This window comes from Leeuwenhoekiella blandensis MED217 (assembly GCF_000152985.1).
Taxonomy (GTDB): Bacteria; Bacteroidota; Bacteroidia; order Flavobacteriales; family Flavobacteriaceae; genus Leeuwenhoekiella; species Leeuwenhoekiella blandensis.
Window position 1 is genome coordinate 1,744,713 of the sequence record NZ_CH672395.1, and the last position, 18,129, is coordinate 1,762,841.

Sequence of the window (18,129 nt, forward strand, 5' to 3'; positions counted from 1 at the left end):
GGGATTTTTTGTTTTAAGGTTTAAAAGTCTTATTTCAAGATCGTGAATTCACTTCTACGATTCTCATCGAATTGTTCTTCGGTACAATCTCCCGAAGGACACGCATTGATAGGATCTTGCTCACCATAACCTTGCGCTTTAAGCCTGCTGCGATCTATTCCTTTAGAAACGATATAATCAACAGTAGACTGTGCTCTGCGTTGAGAAAGTTGTAAATTATAATCTTCTGGACCACGCTGATCTGTATGCGATGCTACTTCAACATTCATTTCAGGGTATTTCTTCATTAAAGCAACCAATTTATCTAATGTAGTTGCAGCATCTGGACGAATATTTGCTTTATCAAAATCAAAATAGATCTTCTCAAGTTTGACCTGAGTCAATTGATTACGATCATTTACCGCTACAATATCTTCGGTATCTGCGTAGGCCGACATTTGAAGCTTGATTAGTGTTTTAGTATTCTGAGCATATTCAATCTTTACTTCTTTTTCTACAGGAGCATACAATGCTTTTGTTGCTTTAACCTTATACAAGCTGTTCGGGCGTACTTCAAATTTGAAGCTGCCATCTGCTTCTGTGATCGTTTTTTGAGTAGTTCCTGTAGACGGGCGATACAAGGTCACTTCAGCGCCTGGAAGTGGCTCTAAGGTTTTCTTATCGTCAACATTACCTATGATCTGATAATTTAAATTAGGAAAGGTCTCAAAACTGTAGATTTTATCTTTTCCGGTTCGGTTTGATGACATGAATCCGCTGCCTTGGCGCTCTTTAATAATCAACGCAAAGTCATCTGCATTTGAGTTAATAGAACTTCCTAAGTTGTAGGCTTCAGCAAAAGAATCTCCTTGCGGATCACTGCTGTACAGATCCAAGCCGCCTAAACCTTCAGCGCGGTTAGAGGCAAAATAAAGATTTCCATTTTCAGAAATGTAAGGAAATTGTTCAAGCTTGTCTGAATTTACATTTTCACCCAAATTAACCGGTGTTCCAAAGCTTTCGCCCTCGATTGAGACTTTGTAAATATCAAAACTACCATAGCCTCCAGGCATATCGCTCGAGAAGTAAAGCGTATTCTCGTCTGCACTCAAAGCCGGGTGCGCTACCGAATATACATCAGAACTAATAGGTAACATTTGTACATTATCCCATTTTCCAGCTATCAATTCGGCACTGAATAATTGAAGCGGAGCTACCTTTGCGCCATCAACTTTTTTGAATTTATTGCTGGTACGTGTAAAGTACATTTTTTGTCCGTCTGAAGTAAAAACTGCATTACTTTCGTGCGTATCAGTGTTAATCGCTCCCGGAAACTCACCCTCGTCTGTGATAGCAGAACCGTTTATTTTTCCGTAATACAGGTCTAGATAAGGTTTACCCGTCCAAGGATACAACGGTCTTGTGGCATTTCTGTTAGAGGCAAAAACCACCTGCCTATCATAATACGCAGCACCAAAATCGTCATAAGCCGAAGCAGCATCTACTACTTGTGGCATAAAAAACTGGGAAACTTCAAGATCATTGGCTTCCATAGCTTTTAGGATATCTACGTTGGTCCCTGTGTAATTGGTTAAAATTGCATTGGCACGATCGTAATCTTTATTGCGTTTTAATGCATCTGCATATCTAAAATGCGCTTCAGGAGATCTGCCCTCATTGAGTTCCCAGGCTTGGTCATAATATTGAACTGCCTTTTCTGCATCAGCGATATAATAGTAAGCATCAGCAAGATTTAGTGTTGCATCAGCATCTAATTCATCTTCTGCAGTGTAAGCTTCAATAGCTTCTGCATAAGCTTGGCTTGCAAAAAGTTTATTGGCTTTTTCAAGCGTTTTGCTCTGTGATAATCCTACTTGACAAACGGCTAGTAGAATAAATAGTAGCGTATAATTTTTCATAGTCGTAGTTGTAGGTTAGAAGAAGCGAGGTGATTTGCGGTAAGAAGGTAGTTTACCAAAAATATCAAAATCAAACAGCAGCATGATTTCGTGACTACCGTTGTTATACTCACCAAGGTTTGATGTTGTATAGTCGTAAGCGTAGCCTACGCGAACACCCGGTGTTACCTCAAAATTGACCATCCCGGTAACAGCGTCGTCGAGGCGGTAACCAATACCTGCTTCAAAACGTTGATAGAATCGTACATTGGCGTTAAGGTCGATACTCACCGGAGCACCGTTTACCCAGCGTGCCATAAAAGAAGGTTTTATCTGAAATTCTGATGAAGGTTCAAAAACATATCCTCCTGTCAGGAAGTAATGCGTATTCTCACTACCTAAGCGCTGTACTCCGTTTTCATCTTCAATATGTCTTGAAGCTACCAAGTTAGGTGTAGAAAGTCCTATATAATAGCTTTCTGAAAAGTAATATGCACCAATACCAATGGTAGGGTAGGTCTGGTTGATATTCTGAGCAAAAGAAGGATCTGTTGCCGGAGCTCCACTTCCTAATTGTAATCGGCTAAAATCAGTACTGAAAAAAGAAGCACCAGCTTTAAGACCTAAGGCCAAGGTTGCATTTTCCTGAATTGGTAATTTATAAGCAAAATCTGCATTTAAATTGGTTTCCTGAACCACATCACCAATCTCATCGTGAACCAGATTTAAACCTAATTCTACATTGTCTGACATAGGTAAATGTCCAAAGACGGTGGCGGTAGTAGGAGCACCGTCTATTCCCACCCATTGTGCGCGGTATAAGGCTCCTACTTTTGCTTTATTCACCGAAGAATAAGCAGGGTTAATCACGCTCATATTATACATATACTGCGTGTATTCTGGGTCTTGTTGTCCAAACATGCTTCCACAAAAAAGGACAAATGCTGCAAAAAACGTAAGTTTTGAAGTTGAATTTTTCATCGTAAATATCCTTTTATCGGTTGAGGTAAACTTTACCTTGTTTTGGACTTGTTTGGCCATTGTTGTAATTAATTATGTAGAAATAAACTCCGTTAGGAAGCGTGTTGCCACCTAATCGACTTTGGTTTGATTGACCATTCCAGAAGCCTGTAGCGGCATCGCCTTTAAAGACAACCGCTCCGTTTCGGTTAAAAATTTCTATGGTGTAGTTGGGATAAACAATATCCATATTCTTCATTTCAAAAACGTCGTTAATTCCATCTCCGTTAGGCGAAAATCCATCAGGAATGAAAACAGAATCACAACCGGTAAGATCAATGGTTACGGCAAGGCGTTGAGATCCCTCACAACCTGTTGTAGTATTTTGAGCAGCTATATAATAGGTCGTGTTTGCTTGTAATAATGTTGACGGACTTATTACTGAACCTCCTGAAGCCGCATCATAAGTGATGATAGCAAAAGAAGAGCTCACATTCGCTTCAAGATCAGCAACGGTAGGATCATCATTAATACAGAAAATCGCTCCGGTGCTCGAAATCGTAGGTACAGCAGGATCTTCAACAGTAAATTGGGTGAAGGCCGTTCCTAAGTTTATTGCACTACAACTTGTAAGACTATTTTGGAGATCTAATAAACTGAATGTAGTCGCGCCACCTGCAGTAAATGTAGCAGGGTCAAGTGTGATTGTAGCTGCTCCACCGGTAACCGTAATGGTTTCGCTTAAAATTTCTGAAGTCGTAGCTCCGGTAATTTGATAAGAAACGATATAATCTCCGTCATTCAAAGCTGTTGCTCCTGAAAGCGTAACATTCACTTCTTCACCAAAACAAACATCAGAAGCTGAAACTACAGCGCCCTGAGCATCGGGTAATGGTAATACTTCAAAAGTGTCTTCTACTGATGCTGGTACAGAACTACATCCAAAAGTGCTGCTGATTAAAGTAGCAGTAATTGTGGTAGTTCCGGTTGCTGAAAGAGCAGTTGAAGGAATAGAAAATGTACCAGAACCATTAGCGATCGCAACTGTTTCTGTAAGACCTGTTGTGGTATTCGCTCCTGAAAGGGTGTACTCGATAGTATACTCGCCGTCAGCTAATGAACTTCCTGCATCCACGGTTACAAACCCGCTTTCAGCTAAACAAATATCTGAAGCAATCAAGTCTCCAGTGGCAAGTTCTGGAATAGGATTCACGTCAAAAGTGGTGTTTGTAGCTACAGTGCTTACACAGGCAGTGCTTTCATTAGTGATCGAAGTTACTGTGACCGTCGTAGAACCTGTAGCGGTTAAGTTAGCCGCATCAAGAACTATAGAAGCTTCACCGCCAGTGAATATAGTGCTTACCGTTTCGGTAAAGGTGTTAGCGTCTGACAATTCATAGGTGATCTCATAGCTTCCGTCAGGAAGATCAGATTCTGAAAATTCTAGCGTTGTGTCTTCTCCAAAACATACAGAAGCGACTGCTAATGTTGTGTTTTCGAGCGTAGGCAGCGGCAATACTTCAAAATCTGTAGCAAGCGGCAGACCGGTCGCTTCACAACTCTGAGCAGCTGTCGCAAGGCTAGTTACGGTTACTGTGGTCGTACCCGCTTCAGCAAGTTGCTCGGCAGTTAGATCAAACGAAGAGCTTCCTGAAGTAAAGGTAACAGTAGTTGTTGTAGCTTCAGTAGTGTTTGCACCGCTCAAGGTATATGTCAGCGTGTAATCTCCGTCAAGAATCAAGCTCGCATCTGCTGTAAAGGTAACGCTCGCTCCACCATCTTCACAGGTATCTGCAACAGCCAATACCGCGTTTGTAGCATCTGGCGTTGGTACAATATTGAAAGATGCAGCCGGCATCGTAAGATTGTCTGCTTCACAAGTACTGGTTGAATTTGAAACCGAAGTCAGCGTCAAGGTAGAGCTACCGTTAGCTAAAATATCCTGTGGAAGGTCAAAACTTCCGCTTCCGTCAGTGATAATAACTGAGCTTGCAATTTGATCGGTAACTGTAATAGCTCCTGAAATGTCATAAGTGAAATCGTAGGTTCCGTCTGCCAAATTTGGAGTTTCAGCAGTGTCAGTAATGTTAACCGAAACCACATCATCCTCACAGGTATCGTTGATGCTTACAGTAATTGTTTCAGCATCAGGAATAGGATTCACGTCAAAAGTGGTGCTTGTAGCTACAGTGCTTACACAGGCAGTACTTTCATTAGTGATTGAAGTTACTGTGACCGTTGTAGAACCTGTAGCGGTTAAGTTAGCCGCGTCAAGAACTATAGAAGCTTCACCGCCAGTGAATGTAGTGCTTACCGTTTCGGTAAAGGTGTTAGCTTCAGACAATTCGTAGGTGATCTCATAGCTTCCGTCAGGAAGATCAGAACCTGAAAATTCGAGTGATGTGTTTTCTCCAAAACATACAGAAGCGACTGCAAGTGTAGTGTTTTCAAGCGCAGGCAGCGGCAATACTTCAAAATCTGTAGCAAGCGGCAGACCGGTCGCTTCACAACTCTGAGCAGCTGTCGCAAGGCTGGTTACGGTTACTGTGGTCGTACCCGCTTCAGCAAGTTGCTCGGCAGTTAGATCAAACGAAGCGCTTCCTGATGTAAAGGTAACAGTTGTTGTTGTAGCTTCTGTAGTGTTTGCACCGCTCAAGGTATAAGTCAGCGTATAATCTCCGTCAAGGATCAAGCTAGCATCTGCGGTAAACGTAACGCTCGCTCCACCATCTTCACAGGTATCTGCAACAGCCAATACCGCATTTGTAGCATCTGGCGTTGGTACAATATTGAAAGATGCAGCCGGCATCGTAAGATTGTCTGCCTCACAAGTACTGGTTGAATTAGAAACCGAAGTCAGCGTCAAGGTAGAGCTTCCGTTAGCTAAAATATCCTGTGGAAGGTCAAAACTTCCGCTTCCATCAGTGATCGTTACGGAGCTTGCAATTTGATCGGTAACTGTAATAGCTCCTGAAATGTCATAAGTGAAATCGTAGGTTCCGTCTACTAAATTTGGAGTTTCTGCAGTGTCTGTAATGTTAACCGAAACCACATCATCCTCACAGGTATCGTTGATGCTTACGCTAACCGTTTCGGCATCTGGTTTTGGTAATACCGTAAATGTTGTGCTCAAATCAACGGGAGTCGTGCAGCTGGTACTGTTTTGAACTGAAGAAAGTGTAACAGTATAGTCGTCTGCATTCGGAAGTGCATTTGTAGCTAAGGTGATGGTTGCTTCTCCGTTGAGAACAGTTGCTGTTTGTGTGTACTCTTGAGAAGTAGTCGAACTTTCTAACGTATAGGTGAATGCATATTCCCCATCAATCAACTCTATTGCAGCAGTCGTACCTGCATCAGATAGTGTTAGTCTGCCATTTTCGTCCAGACATAGGGGTTGATCCACACTAATTTGTGTATCGGTAAGGTCTGGTAAGGCAACAATAGTTAAGGTGTCGCTTAGATTAGCTATAAGTGCTTCACAATTATTCTCTGTGTTTGGATCTATAATTGAAATTACACGAACCTCAGCAACACCGGCAGCAGTGAAAAAATCAGGATTTACAGCAAAGCTACCAACACCATTACTCATGGTAATTGTGATGGTTTCCATCCCGGTATTTGGGCTTGGACTTACTTCGTAGGTAAGTTCGTAATCTCCGTCAGGAATATCTGCGCTATCTCCGGTAATGGTTGCTGTTGTGTTAATAGGTAACGTGTCTTCACAAATAACATCATCTTCTTCTGCAGGAAAAGTAAGCTCTAAATTGGCATTAGTAAAGTCTACAACTTCCTCGATCTCGATACTTACAGTAGTTTGGCTAAGATCACAAAGTGGGTTTGTAGGTTGTACAGTATATGTGAAATTATAAATACCGGGACCAAAATTGTCTCTGATATTTTGAATATTAATAACGCTGTCATTAAAACCAGAGATTTCATTGGTTGTAGTTTCGGTCCAAACTCCATTAGTGTCTTCACCTATAAGAACATCTCTTAGATCAAAGTTGGTTTGTCCGCTTAAGTCATCGGTTTCACAAAATGAAGTATTAACAGCAGGGTCAACAGTACCTGATTCTGGAGCTTCAACCACTTGCATGACTACAGTACTCATTGTAGAGGGGCAGCTTCCCTGAGCATCTACAGTATAGGTAAACGTATAACTTCCCGGGCCTGCTTGTTGTGCATTAAAACGAGGGCCATTTAAAGCATCACTAGGACCACTTGTAATTGCCCAGGTTCCAAAAAGCGTAGGGTTGGGATTACTACCTACAAACTGAAAAAGGTTAATGTTCGTTTCATCCTCACAAGCAACCGCATTAAAATTGTCACTACCGGCATAACCGGCTAGTGTTAATGTTACCGTAGATTGGTTATCAGAACATCCGGTTTCTCCTTCTACTGTATAGGTATAAGAAAACGTGCCTCCACGGTTAATTAGCCAAGTGTTGAGTTCGCCGGTGGCTGTATTAAGACCGCCACTGTTATCACTATCAAACCATACACCTCCAGCAACCGGGCTTCCGCCTAGTGCTGCAAAAAGGTCGATATATTGATTAGATTCTTTGTCACAGGAAGTAATAGATGCATCTTCACCGGCACATTGACCGTAACTTTTAGAAGATATTCCTGCATTAAATAAAAGGAAAAATGCGCATAGCATCTTACCTAAAAACGTAATAGTTTTATGCATAGGAGTTGGGTTAGTATAAATTTAGTACAAGTATAGTCGATTAATTGCATATTCTGCCGATTAAAAGTAATTATTTTTCATTAATATTAATAAAAAATGTTAAGTCGGCAGAATTAGCTGTGTTTTTCTAGATTAAAAATTCTTGAACTTTTTAATAGAAGTCAAGATTTTAGAAGTGAAAAAGAATTAGTTAGCGTACTACTTTTTTTCCATCGGGATAAAGTGCAAAGCGTTTTGCATCAGCATCGTGGGTATGTTCTGAAGTAGGCCACGGCCAGCCACCAAATTGGGTTTGCTGATAATTCATAAATGCAGTCTCAATATCTTTTCTAGAATTACCCACAAAAGGGCCGTGTTGTACCACAGGCTCATTCATTGGTTTTCCTTCAAGTAATAAGAGTTTCGCTGGTTGTTCACCATTTTTTAGCGTGAGCTCTTGAGTAGGGTCTGCTTTAATTTGGTGCATTAAAGGAATGTCAAAACCTTCAGCGTGCAAGGTGTCACCTTCATAAAAGTAAACAGATCTATTGGAGCCGTCAATGCCTTTGGGAAGTTTGAATTCTGTATGAGCATCGAGGCTTATCAACCAGATGTTGATGCCGTTTTCGGGATTTGATGCCCAAGAATCGGGAGCAGGTTGCAAGGCTTTTTGATCTTTATAAGCTCCTGCGATAATTTTGATGCTGAAAGCACGACCTTCATCATCTTTTTCGTTTATAATTGGAATATCCTCATGCCACATCATTCCGAAATAGGGCGCTACATTTTTACTGGCTGCAGGAAGATTTAACCAAATTTGAAAAAGTAAAAGTGGATTTTCTTCTTCAGTATTAATAAGTGGAAACATTTCGCTGTGCTGAACACCTTTACCTGCGGTCATCCATTGTACATCGCCTTGACCAAATCTACCGGCAGCTCCAAGAGAATCTGAATGATCAACGAAACCTTCTTCAGCAATGGTTACCGTTTCAAAACCCACGTGAGGGTGCCCCGGAAATCCCGGTACTTTCGAACCGTGATACATAGCCCAACCGTCTTTCTGAACAAAATCTTGTCCTAGGTTGCGACCTGCTAAAGAAGTTGCCGGTCCAAGTTTTCCGTTTCCTTTAGGGTATTTGTCATTGTGAAAAGCACAGAATAAAAAAGGATCTTGTGTGTCCCATTGTGCATGTAATCTTGTGATTTTTTGAATCGCTGCCATTATTGATAATTTAGTGGACTACGAAGATACGAGCGAAAATCGTAACTCGAAAGCTTCTTCTTATGCACTTAGTAGCCTCAGGAACGCTTTGCGTTTTATAAATTTGTACGTTCATTAAAAGGAATAGGGATGCGATTTTATCAGAAAGAAATACGTTTACAGGCCAAGAGCCGTGGTTTTCATTTAATTACGCAAGAGATAGAGCAGAATTTAGAAGCACTGACAAACATAAAAGTTGGTCAACTTCAAGTTTTTATTAAACATACTTCGGCGAGTTTAACGATCAATGAAAATGCAGACCCTACGGTACGTCAGGATTTTGAAAGTCATATGAATAAAATGGTTCCTGAAAATGCACCTTATTATATTCATACTTATGAAGGACCAGACGATATGCCTGCACATATAAAAGCATCACTAATGGGGGCTTCAGTAACTATTCCCGTCACTAATGGGAGGTTGAATCTGGGAACCTGGCAAGGTATTTATCTATGCGAACACCGCAATCACGGCGGTGCCCGCAAAGTTGTACTTACGCTATTTGGTGAGTAGTGCTTCTTTAGCGGCTATGAGTTGCTCAAGAATGTGCTCTACGCCACCTTCATTGTTACTTTTTGTAGTGTAATTTGCAGCTTTGGTAACATTAGGATGTGCATTTTGCATTGCAAAACTGTAGGCTGCCTGCTCAATCATTTCAAGGTCGTTATTGTAGTCTCCAAAGACCATCGTTTCGTCTTTAGAGATATTTAATTGATCTTGAAGAATTTTAAGCGCGCGGCCTTTATCGGTATCAAGGTGACTGATGTCTAGCCAATACTCACCACTTACTTTTACTTTCACTTCATTTTCTAAAGCTTTGGCAATAGGATAAGTGGTTTCTTCAGAACCTCCAAAACTATATACCGCAATTTTAAAGAAATGATCGTCGCTAATTTCGGTTAGGTCGGGAACGCGCTTGAATTTGGTATAATATTCTTGAAAAATTTCAATAAACGGTTCGTGATCAGATTCAACATAGGCTTGTTCTTTTCCGCATAATACAATGTGCGCATCTTCAATCTCACGCATTTGCTTAATAAGATTATGCACGGTTTCGGTATCTACGGTACAGGTATCTAAAACTTCCGTTTTCTTAATTGTGATTCCGCCATTTTCAGCAACTACAATGATCTCATCTTTTATCGCCTCAAGCTTGTGAATGATGCTATAATATTGACGACCGCTGGCCGCGATGAATTGCACATCGTGTTTTTGCAGCTGTTTAAAAAGATCAAAAAATTTGGGGCTTACTTTTCCTTCGTCATTAAGAAGGGTGCCGTCCATATCAGAAACGACGAGTTTTACTTGTGTTAAATCCATATTTACAAAAATAACCCATAAACACGAGCCGTGTTTATGGGTCTTATTAATTGATTCTTAAATTATCGCTAAGCGAAATATGATCTGCAATTACTTGTACATCGCTCCTTGATCAATACCTTCACTGGCTTTCTCAATGAAATCACGAAGGTCTTGATTGGCGGTTTTTAAATCTTCAGCACGCAGATACATCATATGACCGCTGCGGTATCCTTTAAAGTCCATTCGGTCTGAAAATTTGCCGTTGATGTTGATCTGGCTCATAATATATTTCGCATTAAAATAGGTACACGCTCCGTCGTAATAGCCAGATTGTACCATTAAGTGCAAGTTAGCGTTCATTCCCATCGCATCTCTTAGGTCTGCACCAGTGTGATTATTAGAGCGATCCCAAGGATGCACGTTTCCAAACATATCATAAGTAAGGTCTGTTTTAAAGCCTAACTCTTCAGACATATAATAGTTGATTGCCGGTGTAAAACTGTGCAACCAAGACGTTAACTCGCTGTTGTAATCAGGACGATCTCCGGCATCTGCAATGTCTAAACCTTTGTAACGCGAATCGAGACGACCTATGGTGTATCCTTCTTTATCACGTAGCAGGTCTTTCCAGAAATAATTAAAAGGAACCGCCAAGTTATTTTGGCTAACGGTTTTTTCTGAAAGTCCCGAGTAATAGGCAGTTTTCTCAATGGCTTGTTGTTTTTCGGCTTCGGAAGCATAACCTCCTTTGGCTAAAACCGGAAGTAATTCTTCCACAGCATATTTTTCAACTTCCGGAAGCATTTCTGTTAAGTCTTTATTTTGAAGCGCCGGAGGCAAAGCATCATGATACCAAGCGGCGGCAGCAAAATAGGGTAGACGGTTAGCGATCTCTACAGGACCGGCAAAGTCAAAGCCAATTTCGGTAGGGGATACCAAAATCACCCCGTTTAAATACATCCAGTTACCTTGTTGTAAAGCTTTTGCTAAGCCTGAAACACGAGTAGTGCCGTAGCTTTCGCCAATGATAAATTTGGGAGAACGCCAGCGGTTGTGACGGGTTACAAAAGTATTCACCCAATCTGCGAGATAGGAGATATCTGCATTGACGCCAAAAAATTGATCGCGTTTGGGCATTTCGCCTTGCGCATTGGGAACCATTCTGCTGTATCCGGTATTTACCGGATTTACATAAACGATATCCGCCACATCTAAAACTGAATTTGGATTGTCTTTAATTCCATACGGTTGAACCGGGAAACCTTCGTCGGTGATTTTTAAAATACGCGGACCGGTATATGCGATATGCATCCAAACCGAAGCAGAACCGGGACCACCGTTAAAACTGATGAGTAACGGGCGGGTTTGATTGTCTTTAATATCGGTTCTTGTATAATAGGTATAATTAAGTGTTGCTACAGGATTACCTGAATTATCCCAAACCGGTTGAAAACCAAGCTCCGCTTTATACGGAATATTTTGACCTTTGATGGTCACACTGTGTGTAGAAGTTATTGTAGTATCTACAGGAGCTTTTACTTGTTGTGCAATTGTGGTAGAAGTGAAACACACGAGAAGCGCAAGTGTGCTAAGGGTAGTTTTTATATTCATAGAGGATTGATTATTCGTAATGCTTAAATTTAAGGATAAGGTTGATTGTTTTAATAAAATGCAACCATAAATCCTTTTACTGCATTTAAAATTGAGTCCTTAGAAGTTTTTGATCTAATAATTGAAGGATTACTAATTTTTAACCGTAGAATTTAGCAGTTCTGCTAGTTGATTACTTTCAAAAGTTTTTCCATTCTTTACCACCATAAAAATATCCTGCGTATTCTGAATGTCTTTCAACGGATTTGAATTAAGCAAAAGCAAATCTGCGTGTGCTCCTGCAATGATTTGAGGCAGTTCTTTTTGGAGAAAAACGGCTCCGTTTTGAGATGAGGTTTGCAAAGCTTCAAGTGGAGATAATCCGGCCTTAACCAAAGCTTGCAATTCTTTATGCAATGAAATCCCGGGATAGGTGTAGGAATTGAATGCGCCACTGTCTGAACCGGCAAGTAATCCCACTCCGTTATCAGCTAAAGTACCCGCTAGCTTTACAAATGCTGAATCTAAGTTCTTACGCATGATCACAAACTCGGGTGATGCATTTTTTGCACTGTTAATACGACCTGCATAGGTTTTTTGAATTCCGTTGCCTATGTATTTTAAATAGTCATCTTGCGTATGATCTACTTCGTCTAGATAGCTCAGCGTGTGACCAATATGAAGCGTAGGAACCACAAAAACATTGCGTTCTTTCAGTTTATTAAAAGTTTGTGTCGCAACAGAATCTGAATAGGTTTGCATTACACGATCCAGTGAGGTCCAAAAGCCGGCTTCGTTATTCTTTACTGCTTCGGTGATGGCACGTTCATCAGAAGAACAACCTTTTAAAACGTAATACAAATGTTCAATTGCATCGATTCCTGCACTTGTAGTTTCATCAACCGTCACCGAGTAAGGCATATGACCACTTGTGATCATCTTGCGTTTTTCAGCTTCTGAAATTACTTTTAGGTAATTCTCTCCGGAAATCTTACTGTCATAAATTTTGACAAAATCCACGTTCAATTCCTGCAGACTATCTAGCGCCTGTTGAATGTCTTGATCATTTTCCACTTCAAGCGAACCTGCCCAAGTAGCGCCGGGACCGTCAATTTTTGGTCCGCTGGTGTAGATGGTTGGTCCCACAAGCGTATTGGCTGCAATATCCTTTTGCCACCCTTGAACCGCTGTGGTTAAATCACCGCCGGCATCCCGTACGGTAGTGATCCCGTTTGCGATGAATAGTTTGAGTAAGTCTTTATTTTCTTCAATTAAATCTGTACCACCTCTAAAGTGCACGTGATTGTCCCAAAGGCCGGTCATAAGGTATTTACCGCTTCCGTCAATTTGTTGCTTGGCCGCGCTGGTCATTAAGTCCTTACTGTTCACAATAGAGTGAATCGTATCGCCAACTATAAACACCGATTGATCTTGTGTAACTTTCCCATCTTCAAGGTTGATAATGCTCACGTTATGAATGGCAACATCAAATTGTGGAGGAGGATTTCCGCAGGAATTAAGAAGTAAGATTAAAATAAGTAGAGGAAGTAAAGCTCTTTTCATAAATAGAGAATTGTGATGCTTTAAAAATAGGAATAAAAAAAGAGCCTCGTTAAAGGCTCTTTTCAAATTTATTGGCGTCGCTAATGGTTTTACTTGGCTTTGATTACTTTCCCCATTCTGTATGGAAAATACCTGAACGGTCGATACGCTCGTAGGTATGTGAACCAAAGTTATCGCGTTGTGCCTGAATTACATTTAATGGAAGTCGGCTTGAAGTATAGGCTTCAAAATAATTTAAAGCACTAGATAAACCGGGAACCGGAATTCCGCTTTGCGCCGCATAAGCTACCGTCTCACGAACAGACTCCAAAGTACCTTGTACTTTTTCTACAAATGAAGGAGCTAATAGTAGATTAGGCAATTCTTTATCTGCGGTATAAGCTTCTGAAATGTCCTCTAATAATCCCGCGCGAATGATACAACCTGCTCTCCAGATCTTAGCGATAACTGACATGTCAAGATCATACTCATATTCTTTAGAAGCGTCTGCCAGCTGATGCAAACCTTGTGCATAAGCAATGATAAAAGAGAAATATAAAGACTCTTCTGCCATTGCTATCATTTTGTCTTTATCAATAGCTTTAGGCTCTGGACGGCTGTATAATTTATCTGCAACGATACGCTCTTCTTTTAACGCTGAAATCTCACGCATACTCACTGCAACATCAATCGTAGGAACAGGAATTCCTAAGTCCATCGCATTTTGTGAGGTCCATTTACCGGTACCTTTTTGCTTGGCTTTGTCGAGTATCATATCTACTAATCTTCCGTCACCAAGATCATCTTCTTGTTTGAAGATTTCCGCAGTAATTTCAACTAAAAAAGATTGAAGACGTCCTTTATTCCAAAGGTCATAAACCTGATGCAATTCATCATTATCAAGACCAACCGATTTTTTTAGTAAGTCATAAATCTCTGAGGTTAACTGCATTAGCCCATATTCAATACCGTTGTGAACCATTTTCACATAGTTTCCGGCAGATTTAGGGCCTAAGTGTGCCACACAAGGCTCACCGTTAAATTTAGCCGAAACCGCTTCAAAAATTGGTTTAATATGCGTGTAAGCTTCTGCATTACCACCAGGCATAATGCTTGGCCCTTTACGTGCACCTTCGGCACCACCGCTAACGCCGGCTCCAAAAAAGTTAATTCCTTTTTCTTTTAAATAAGCCTCACGACGGTCTGTATCTGTAAAGAAGGAGTTACCTCCGTCTATAATAATATCTCCTTGATCGAGGTGCGGTAAGAGTGTTTCTATAACCTGATCTACAATTTTACCTGCAGGTACAAGCAACATGATTTTGCGAGGAGCGGCAAGCGCATCTACAAAAGTTTCTATTTCTGTAGAAGCATCAACCTTGTTCAAGTCTCCACCTTCTTCTTTTAAGGCGTCTACTTTTTCCTGATCTAAATCGTAACCGAAAGCCTTAAAATCGTTGTCTGCGACGTTTAAAATAAAATTACGTCCCATCACGCCAAGACCTACCAGTCCAAAATCATAATTTTTATGCTCCATAATAATGAATTATTGTTCTTTTTAATTTGACACGATAATGTTTTTATAAAGCCTCTTGTGTGCCGTCAAGATGCCTTATTTTTGTATTGGTTATAGCCAAAATTAAATGATAACATTGACTTTTTCCCCGTTTATCTTATAAACTCATGTTATAATTGCAAATAACCACCTAACAGATCAAAAAATTGAAAAATAATTATTCTTATGAATAAAACATCTAATCAGCTCCTGGTCATTTTTGGAGCTTCTGGAGATTTAACTGCCCGAAAACTTATTCCTGCTTTGTACAATTTATATGAGGGAGGACATTTCCCTGAAAATTTTGCAGTTCTAGGAGCGAGTAGGAGTGATTTGAGTGATGAGGAATTTAGAAAGCGTGTCGTTTACGAAAGCCCGTTTTTAAAAGACAAGCTTAAGAAAAAGGATGATGAGTTTATCAAGAAGTTTGCAGATATGATGTTTTACTCAGACTTAGGTGATGACTACGATTCTGAATACAGTAAACTTAATAAACGCATCACTGCGTTGAATGATGAACACGGCCTTGAGGGGAATTACTCTTTTTACCTTTCTACACCACCTAGTTTATTTGAACCCATCTCAAAAAATCTTTCTGACCAAGGATTAACAAAAGGTTCAGGAACTGATAAAGGATTTAGACGTATCATCGTTGAGAAGCCTTTTGGTTACAGTCTGGAAACTGCAAAAGAGCTTAATGCCGGTTTGCAGAAATATTTTAAAGAAAAACAGATTTATAGAATTGACCATTATCTAGGTAAGGAAACCGTACAAAACCTTATGGTTACCCGTTTCTCCAATTCTATTTTTGAACCACTTTGGAATCGTAATTACATTCATCATGTAGAAATCACCAATGCTGAAACTGTAGGTGTAGAAAAACGTGGTGGATATTACGATAAGTCTGGAGCTTTACGCGATATGTTTCAGAGTCACTTATTGCAGATTGTTTCTTTGATCGTAATGGAACCACCTATTAGTGCTGATGCAGATGAGATCCATAACGAAAAAGTAAAAGCGCTAAAGTCTATACGCAGAATGACTGAAAGTGAGACCCTTTTCAATCACACGATGAAGGGTCAATATGTAGCTTCAAGCATTGATGGAAAACGTGTAAAAGGATACCGCGAAGAAGAAGGCGTAGATCCTGAATCAAAAACGGAAACCTATGCAGCGATCAAATTCTTTGTAGATAACTGGCGTTGGAAGGATGTTCCGTTTTATGTGCGTACCGCTAAGCGTATGCCTACAAAGGTTACAGAAGTGGTAATTCACTTTAAAACACCGCATCACCAAGTATTTAAAGAGCAGGATATTAATAACAAAGACAATAAACTGGTAATTCGTATTCAGCCAGATGAAGGTATTCTGATCAAGTTTGGTGTAAAGGTACCGGGTCAAGGCTTCAAAGTAGAACGTGCGAATATGGATTTCTACTACAGTAGTCTTTCTGATAAAAATATAATGGATGCGTATGAGCGTTTATTGCTTGACGCGATGCAAGGTGATACAACCCTTTATGCGCGTGCCGATGAGGTTGAAGCGGCTTGGGCATTTGTTGATCCTATTTTAGAATATTGGGCAAACGACAAAGATGTACCTACCTACGGTTATCCTGCAGGAACTTGGGGTCCAAAAAATTCTGATGACTTGATCGAAGACAGCAATGGCTGGAGAAATCCGGGAGAGTTGCTTACCGATGAGACCGGATTCTGTATTATCTAAACTGAAATTTTAATTAAAATTATTCCAGAAATGGACTTACATATTAAAGAAACGAAGCAGCTTGTAGCTGAAGAATTTTCTGAATTTTTTAAAGAAAAGTGTACCACGGGAGAAGATGTTCATATCGCACTTTCCGGTGGAAGCACTCCAAAAATTGTTTTTGATTATTTAGCCAAAGAATATGGTTCTGATATCGATTGGACCAAAGTGTTTTTGTATTGGGGAGACGAGCGTTGTGTGCCGCCTTCTGATGATGAGAGTAACTACAAAATGACTGTAGAACACTTGATTTCTAAAATTGATATTCCTGAAGCGAATATTTTTAGAATCAAAGGAGAAGACGATCCTGAAAAAGAAGCCAAGCGCTATTCAAAAGTACTTGATGAGCAATTACCAAAGGCTAACGGTATTCCTTATTTTGATATCGTGATGTTAGGGATGGGAGATGATGGGCACACCGTATCTATTTTCCCTTACAACATAGAATTGTGGGATATGCCCGAAAATTGCCGTGTAGCAAAGCATCCTGATTCCGGACAAAAACGTGTAACCTTTACCGGCAAGATCGTAAATAATGCCAAAACGATCGCTTTTTTAGTTACTGGAGCCGGAAAGAATGAAAAAGTAACCGCTATTCTAAAAGAACAAGAAGGATATAAGCAATTTCCTGCAAGTTTAGTAGTACCAAAGCAAGGAGAGCTGCATTGGTTTTTAGACCAAGACGCTGCAGCAGGTTTGTAACGTGTTGCTAATATTAAAATTAAATTTCTGAGGGATTCCCAGGCTCAACGTGTATTAAGATAAAGTTGAGGTTGGGAATTTCTTCTTTTAGATAGTCTTGTAATCGGTGCGCGATCTCGTGACCTTCAGTAACCGATATACAACCATCTACAATCGCATGTAAATCGAGATGGTAGCTCATTCCGGCTTTGCGAATGAATGCTTTTTCGGTATCTAAAACTCCGGGAACTTCCAAGGCTTTTTCTCGTACCAATTCGATCACATCATCGTATCGGTTTTCGTCCATTATTTCGCCTAAAGCAGGTCTAAAAATGAGATAAGCGTTATAAAGAATAATTCCCGAGGCAAAAAGTGCAGCCCAATCATCGGCAGTCTCAAAACCTGCTCCAAAAATAAGTGCAATAGAAATTCCGATAAAAGCCATTACCGATGTTATCGCGTCACTGCGGTGATGCCAGGCATCTGCTTTAAGTGACGAACTATTGGTTTCTTTACTACGTTTTAATACGATTCTAAAGGAGATTTCTTTCCAGATAATAATCGCAGCGAGCACGGCAAGCGTCCACGGTTTTGGAGTTTTTTGCGGAGTGATCAAAAGAATATTCTGTACACTTTCATAAGCGATCACGGTTGCAGAAGTCACTAAGAAAGCAACGACCATAAAGGTGATAAGGGGTTCGATTTTTCCGTGACCGTAAGGATGATTATCATCTGCAGGTCTTTCAGCATATTTTAAACCGAATAATACCAGGAGCGATGCAAAAATATCTGCGGTAGATTCTATAGCATCAGCAATAAGCGCGTAGGAATTGCCAAAAATTCCTGCCAAAGCTTTAGCGATAGCCAGCACCGTATTGCCTATGATGCTGAAGTATGTTGCGCTTACTGCAGATTCGGTTTTACTCAT

Annotated in this window: 12 protein-coding genes; 3 read left to right on the forward strand and 9 right to left on the reverse strand. The window is 40.4% G+C overall.

From position 1 onward, the window contains the following. Window positions 1-29: 29 nt before the first annotated feature. The 4 genes from MED217_RS07565 to MED217_RS07580 all read right to left on the reverse strand — a co-directional run bounded on the left by MED217_RS07565 (window position 30) and on the right by MED217_RS07580 (window position 8,728). Window positions 30-1,898, reverse strand: a complete 1,869-nt coding sequence (locus tag MED217_RS07565; protein ID WP_009779908.1) for an OmpA family protein — start codon at window positions 1,896-1,898, stop codon at window positions 30-32. Between the two features lie 15 nt (window positions 1,899-1,913). Beyond that, entirely contained in the window at window positions 1,914-2,858 is a 945-nt protein-coding gene (locus MED217_RS07570) for a PorP/SprF family type IX secretion system membrane protein (protein ID WP_009779909.1), read from the reverse strand. Window positions 2,859-2,871: 13 nt separating this feature from the next. Continuing rightward, window positions 2,872-7,527, reverse strand: a complete 4,656-nt coding sequence (locus MED217_RS18490) for a T9SS type B sorting domain-containing protein (RefSeq protein ID WP_009779910.1) — start codon at window positions 7,525-7,527, stop codon at window positions 2,872-2,874. A 190-nt stretch (window positions 7,528-7,717) separates the two neighbouring features. Then, window positions 7,718-8,728 carry a pirin family protein gene (locus tag MED217_RS07580; protein WP_009779911.1) on the reverse strand — a complete coding sequence of 337 codons (1,011 nt, stop codon included), beginning with the start codon at window positions 8,726-8,728 and terminating at the stop codon, window positions 7,718-7,720. 129 nt (window positions 8,729-8,857) lie between these two features. On the opposite strand from MED217_RS07580, the gene MED217_RS07585 reads away from it, so the two are divergent. Next, window positions 8,858-9,280, forward strand: coding sequence for a secondary thiamine-phosphate synthase enzyme YjbQ (locus tag MED217_RS07585; RefSeq protein ID WP_009779912.1), 423 nt, complete (start codon window positions 8,858-8,860; stop codon window positions 9,278-9,280). Here MED217_RS07585 and MED217_RS07590 read toward each other — a convergent pair. The 4 genes from MED217_RS07590 to gndA form a co-directional block, all read right to left on the reverse strand. Continuing rightward, window positions 9,266-10,087: a Cof-type HAD-IIB family hydrolase gene (locus MED217_RS07590; RefSeq protein WP_040532661.1), complete on the reverse strand. Its 822-nt coding sequence runs from the start codon at window positions 10,085-10,087 to the stop codon at window positions 9,266-9,268. The two genes, MED217_RS07585 and MED217_RS07590, sit on opposite strands and share 15 nt — an antisense overlap. 90 nt (window positions 10,088-10,177) lie before the next feature. Next, window positions 10,178-11,680, reverse strand: a complete 1,503-nt coding sequence (locus MED217_RS07595) for a S10 family peptidase (protein ID WP_009779914.1) — start codon at window positions 11,678-11,680, stop codon at window positions 10,178-10,180. Between the two features lie 132 nt (window positions 11,681-11,812). Next, window positions 11,813-13,222 (reverse strand): amidohydrolase family protein, encoded by a 1,410-nt coding sequence (locus MED217_RS07600; protein WP_009779915.1) that lies wholly within the window; start codon window positions 13,220-13,222, stop codon window positions 11,813-11,815. Between the two features lie 103 nt (window positions 13,223-13,325). Next, entirely contained in the window at window positions 13,326-14,738 is a 1,413-nt protein-coding gene (gene gndA / locus MED217_RS07605; protein ID WP_009779916.1) for an NADP-dependent phosphogluconate dehydrogenase, read from the reverse strand. Between the two features lie 204 nt (window positions 14,739-14,942). Here gndA and zwf point away from each other — a divergent pair, with 204 nt between their 5' ends. Further along, window positions 14,943-16,481 carry a glucose-6-phosphate dehydrogenase gene (gene zwf / locus MED217_RS07610; RefSeq protein WP_009779917.1) on the forward strand — a complete coding sequence of 513 codons (1,539 nt, stop codon included), beginning with the start codon at window positions 14,943-14,945 and terminating at the stop codon, window positions 16,479-16,481. Between the two features lie 30 nt (window positions 16,482-16,511). Beyond that, entirely contained in the window at window positions 16,512-17,222 is a 711-nt protein-coding gene (gene pgl, locus MED217_RS07615; protein ID WP_009779918.1) for a 6-phosphogluconolactonase, read from the forward strand. 19 nt (window positions 17,223-17,241) lie between these two features. Here pgl and MED217_RS07620 read toward each other — a convergent pair whose 3' ends face one another. Next, window positions 17,242-18,129, reverse strand: coding sequence for a cation diffusion facilitator family transporter (locus MED217_RS07620; RefSeq protein ID WP_009779919.1), 888 nt, complete (start codon window positions 18,127-18,129; stop codon window positions 17,242-17,244).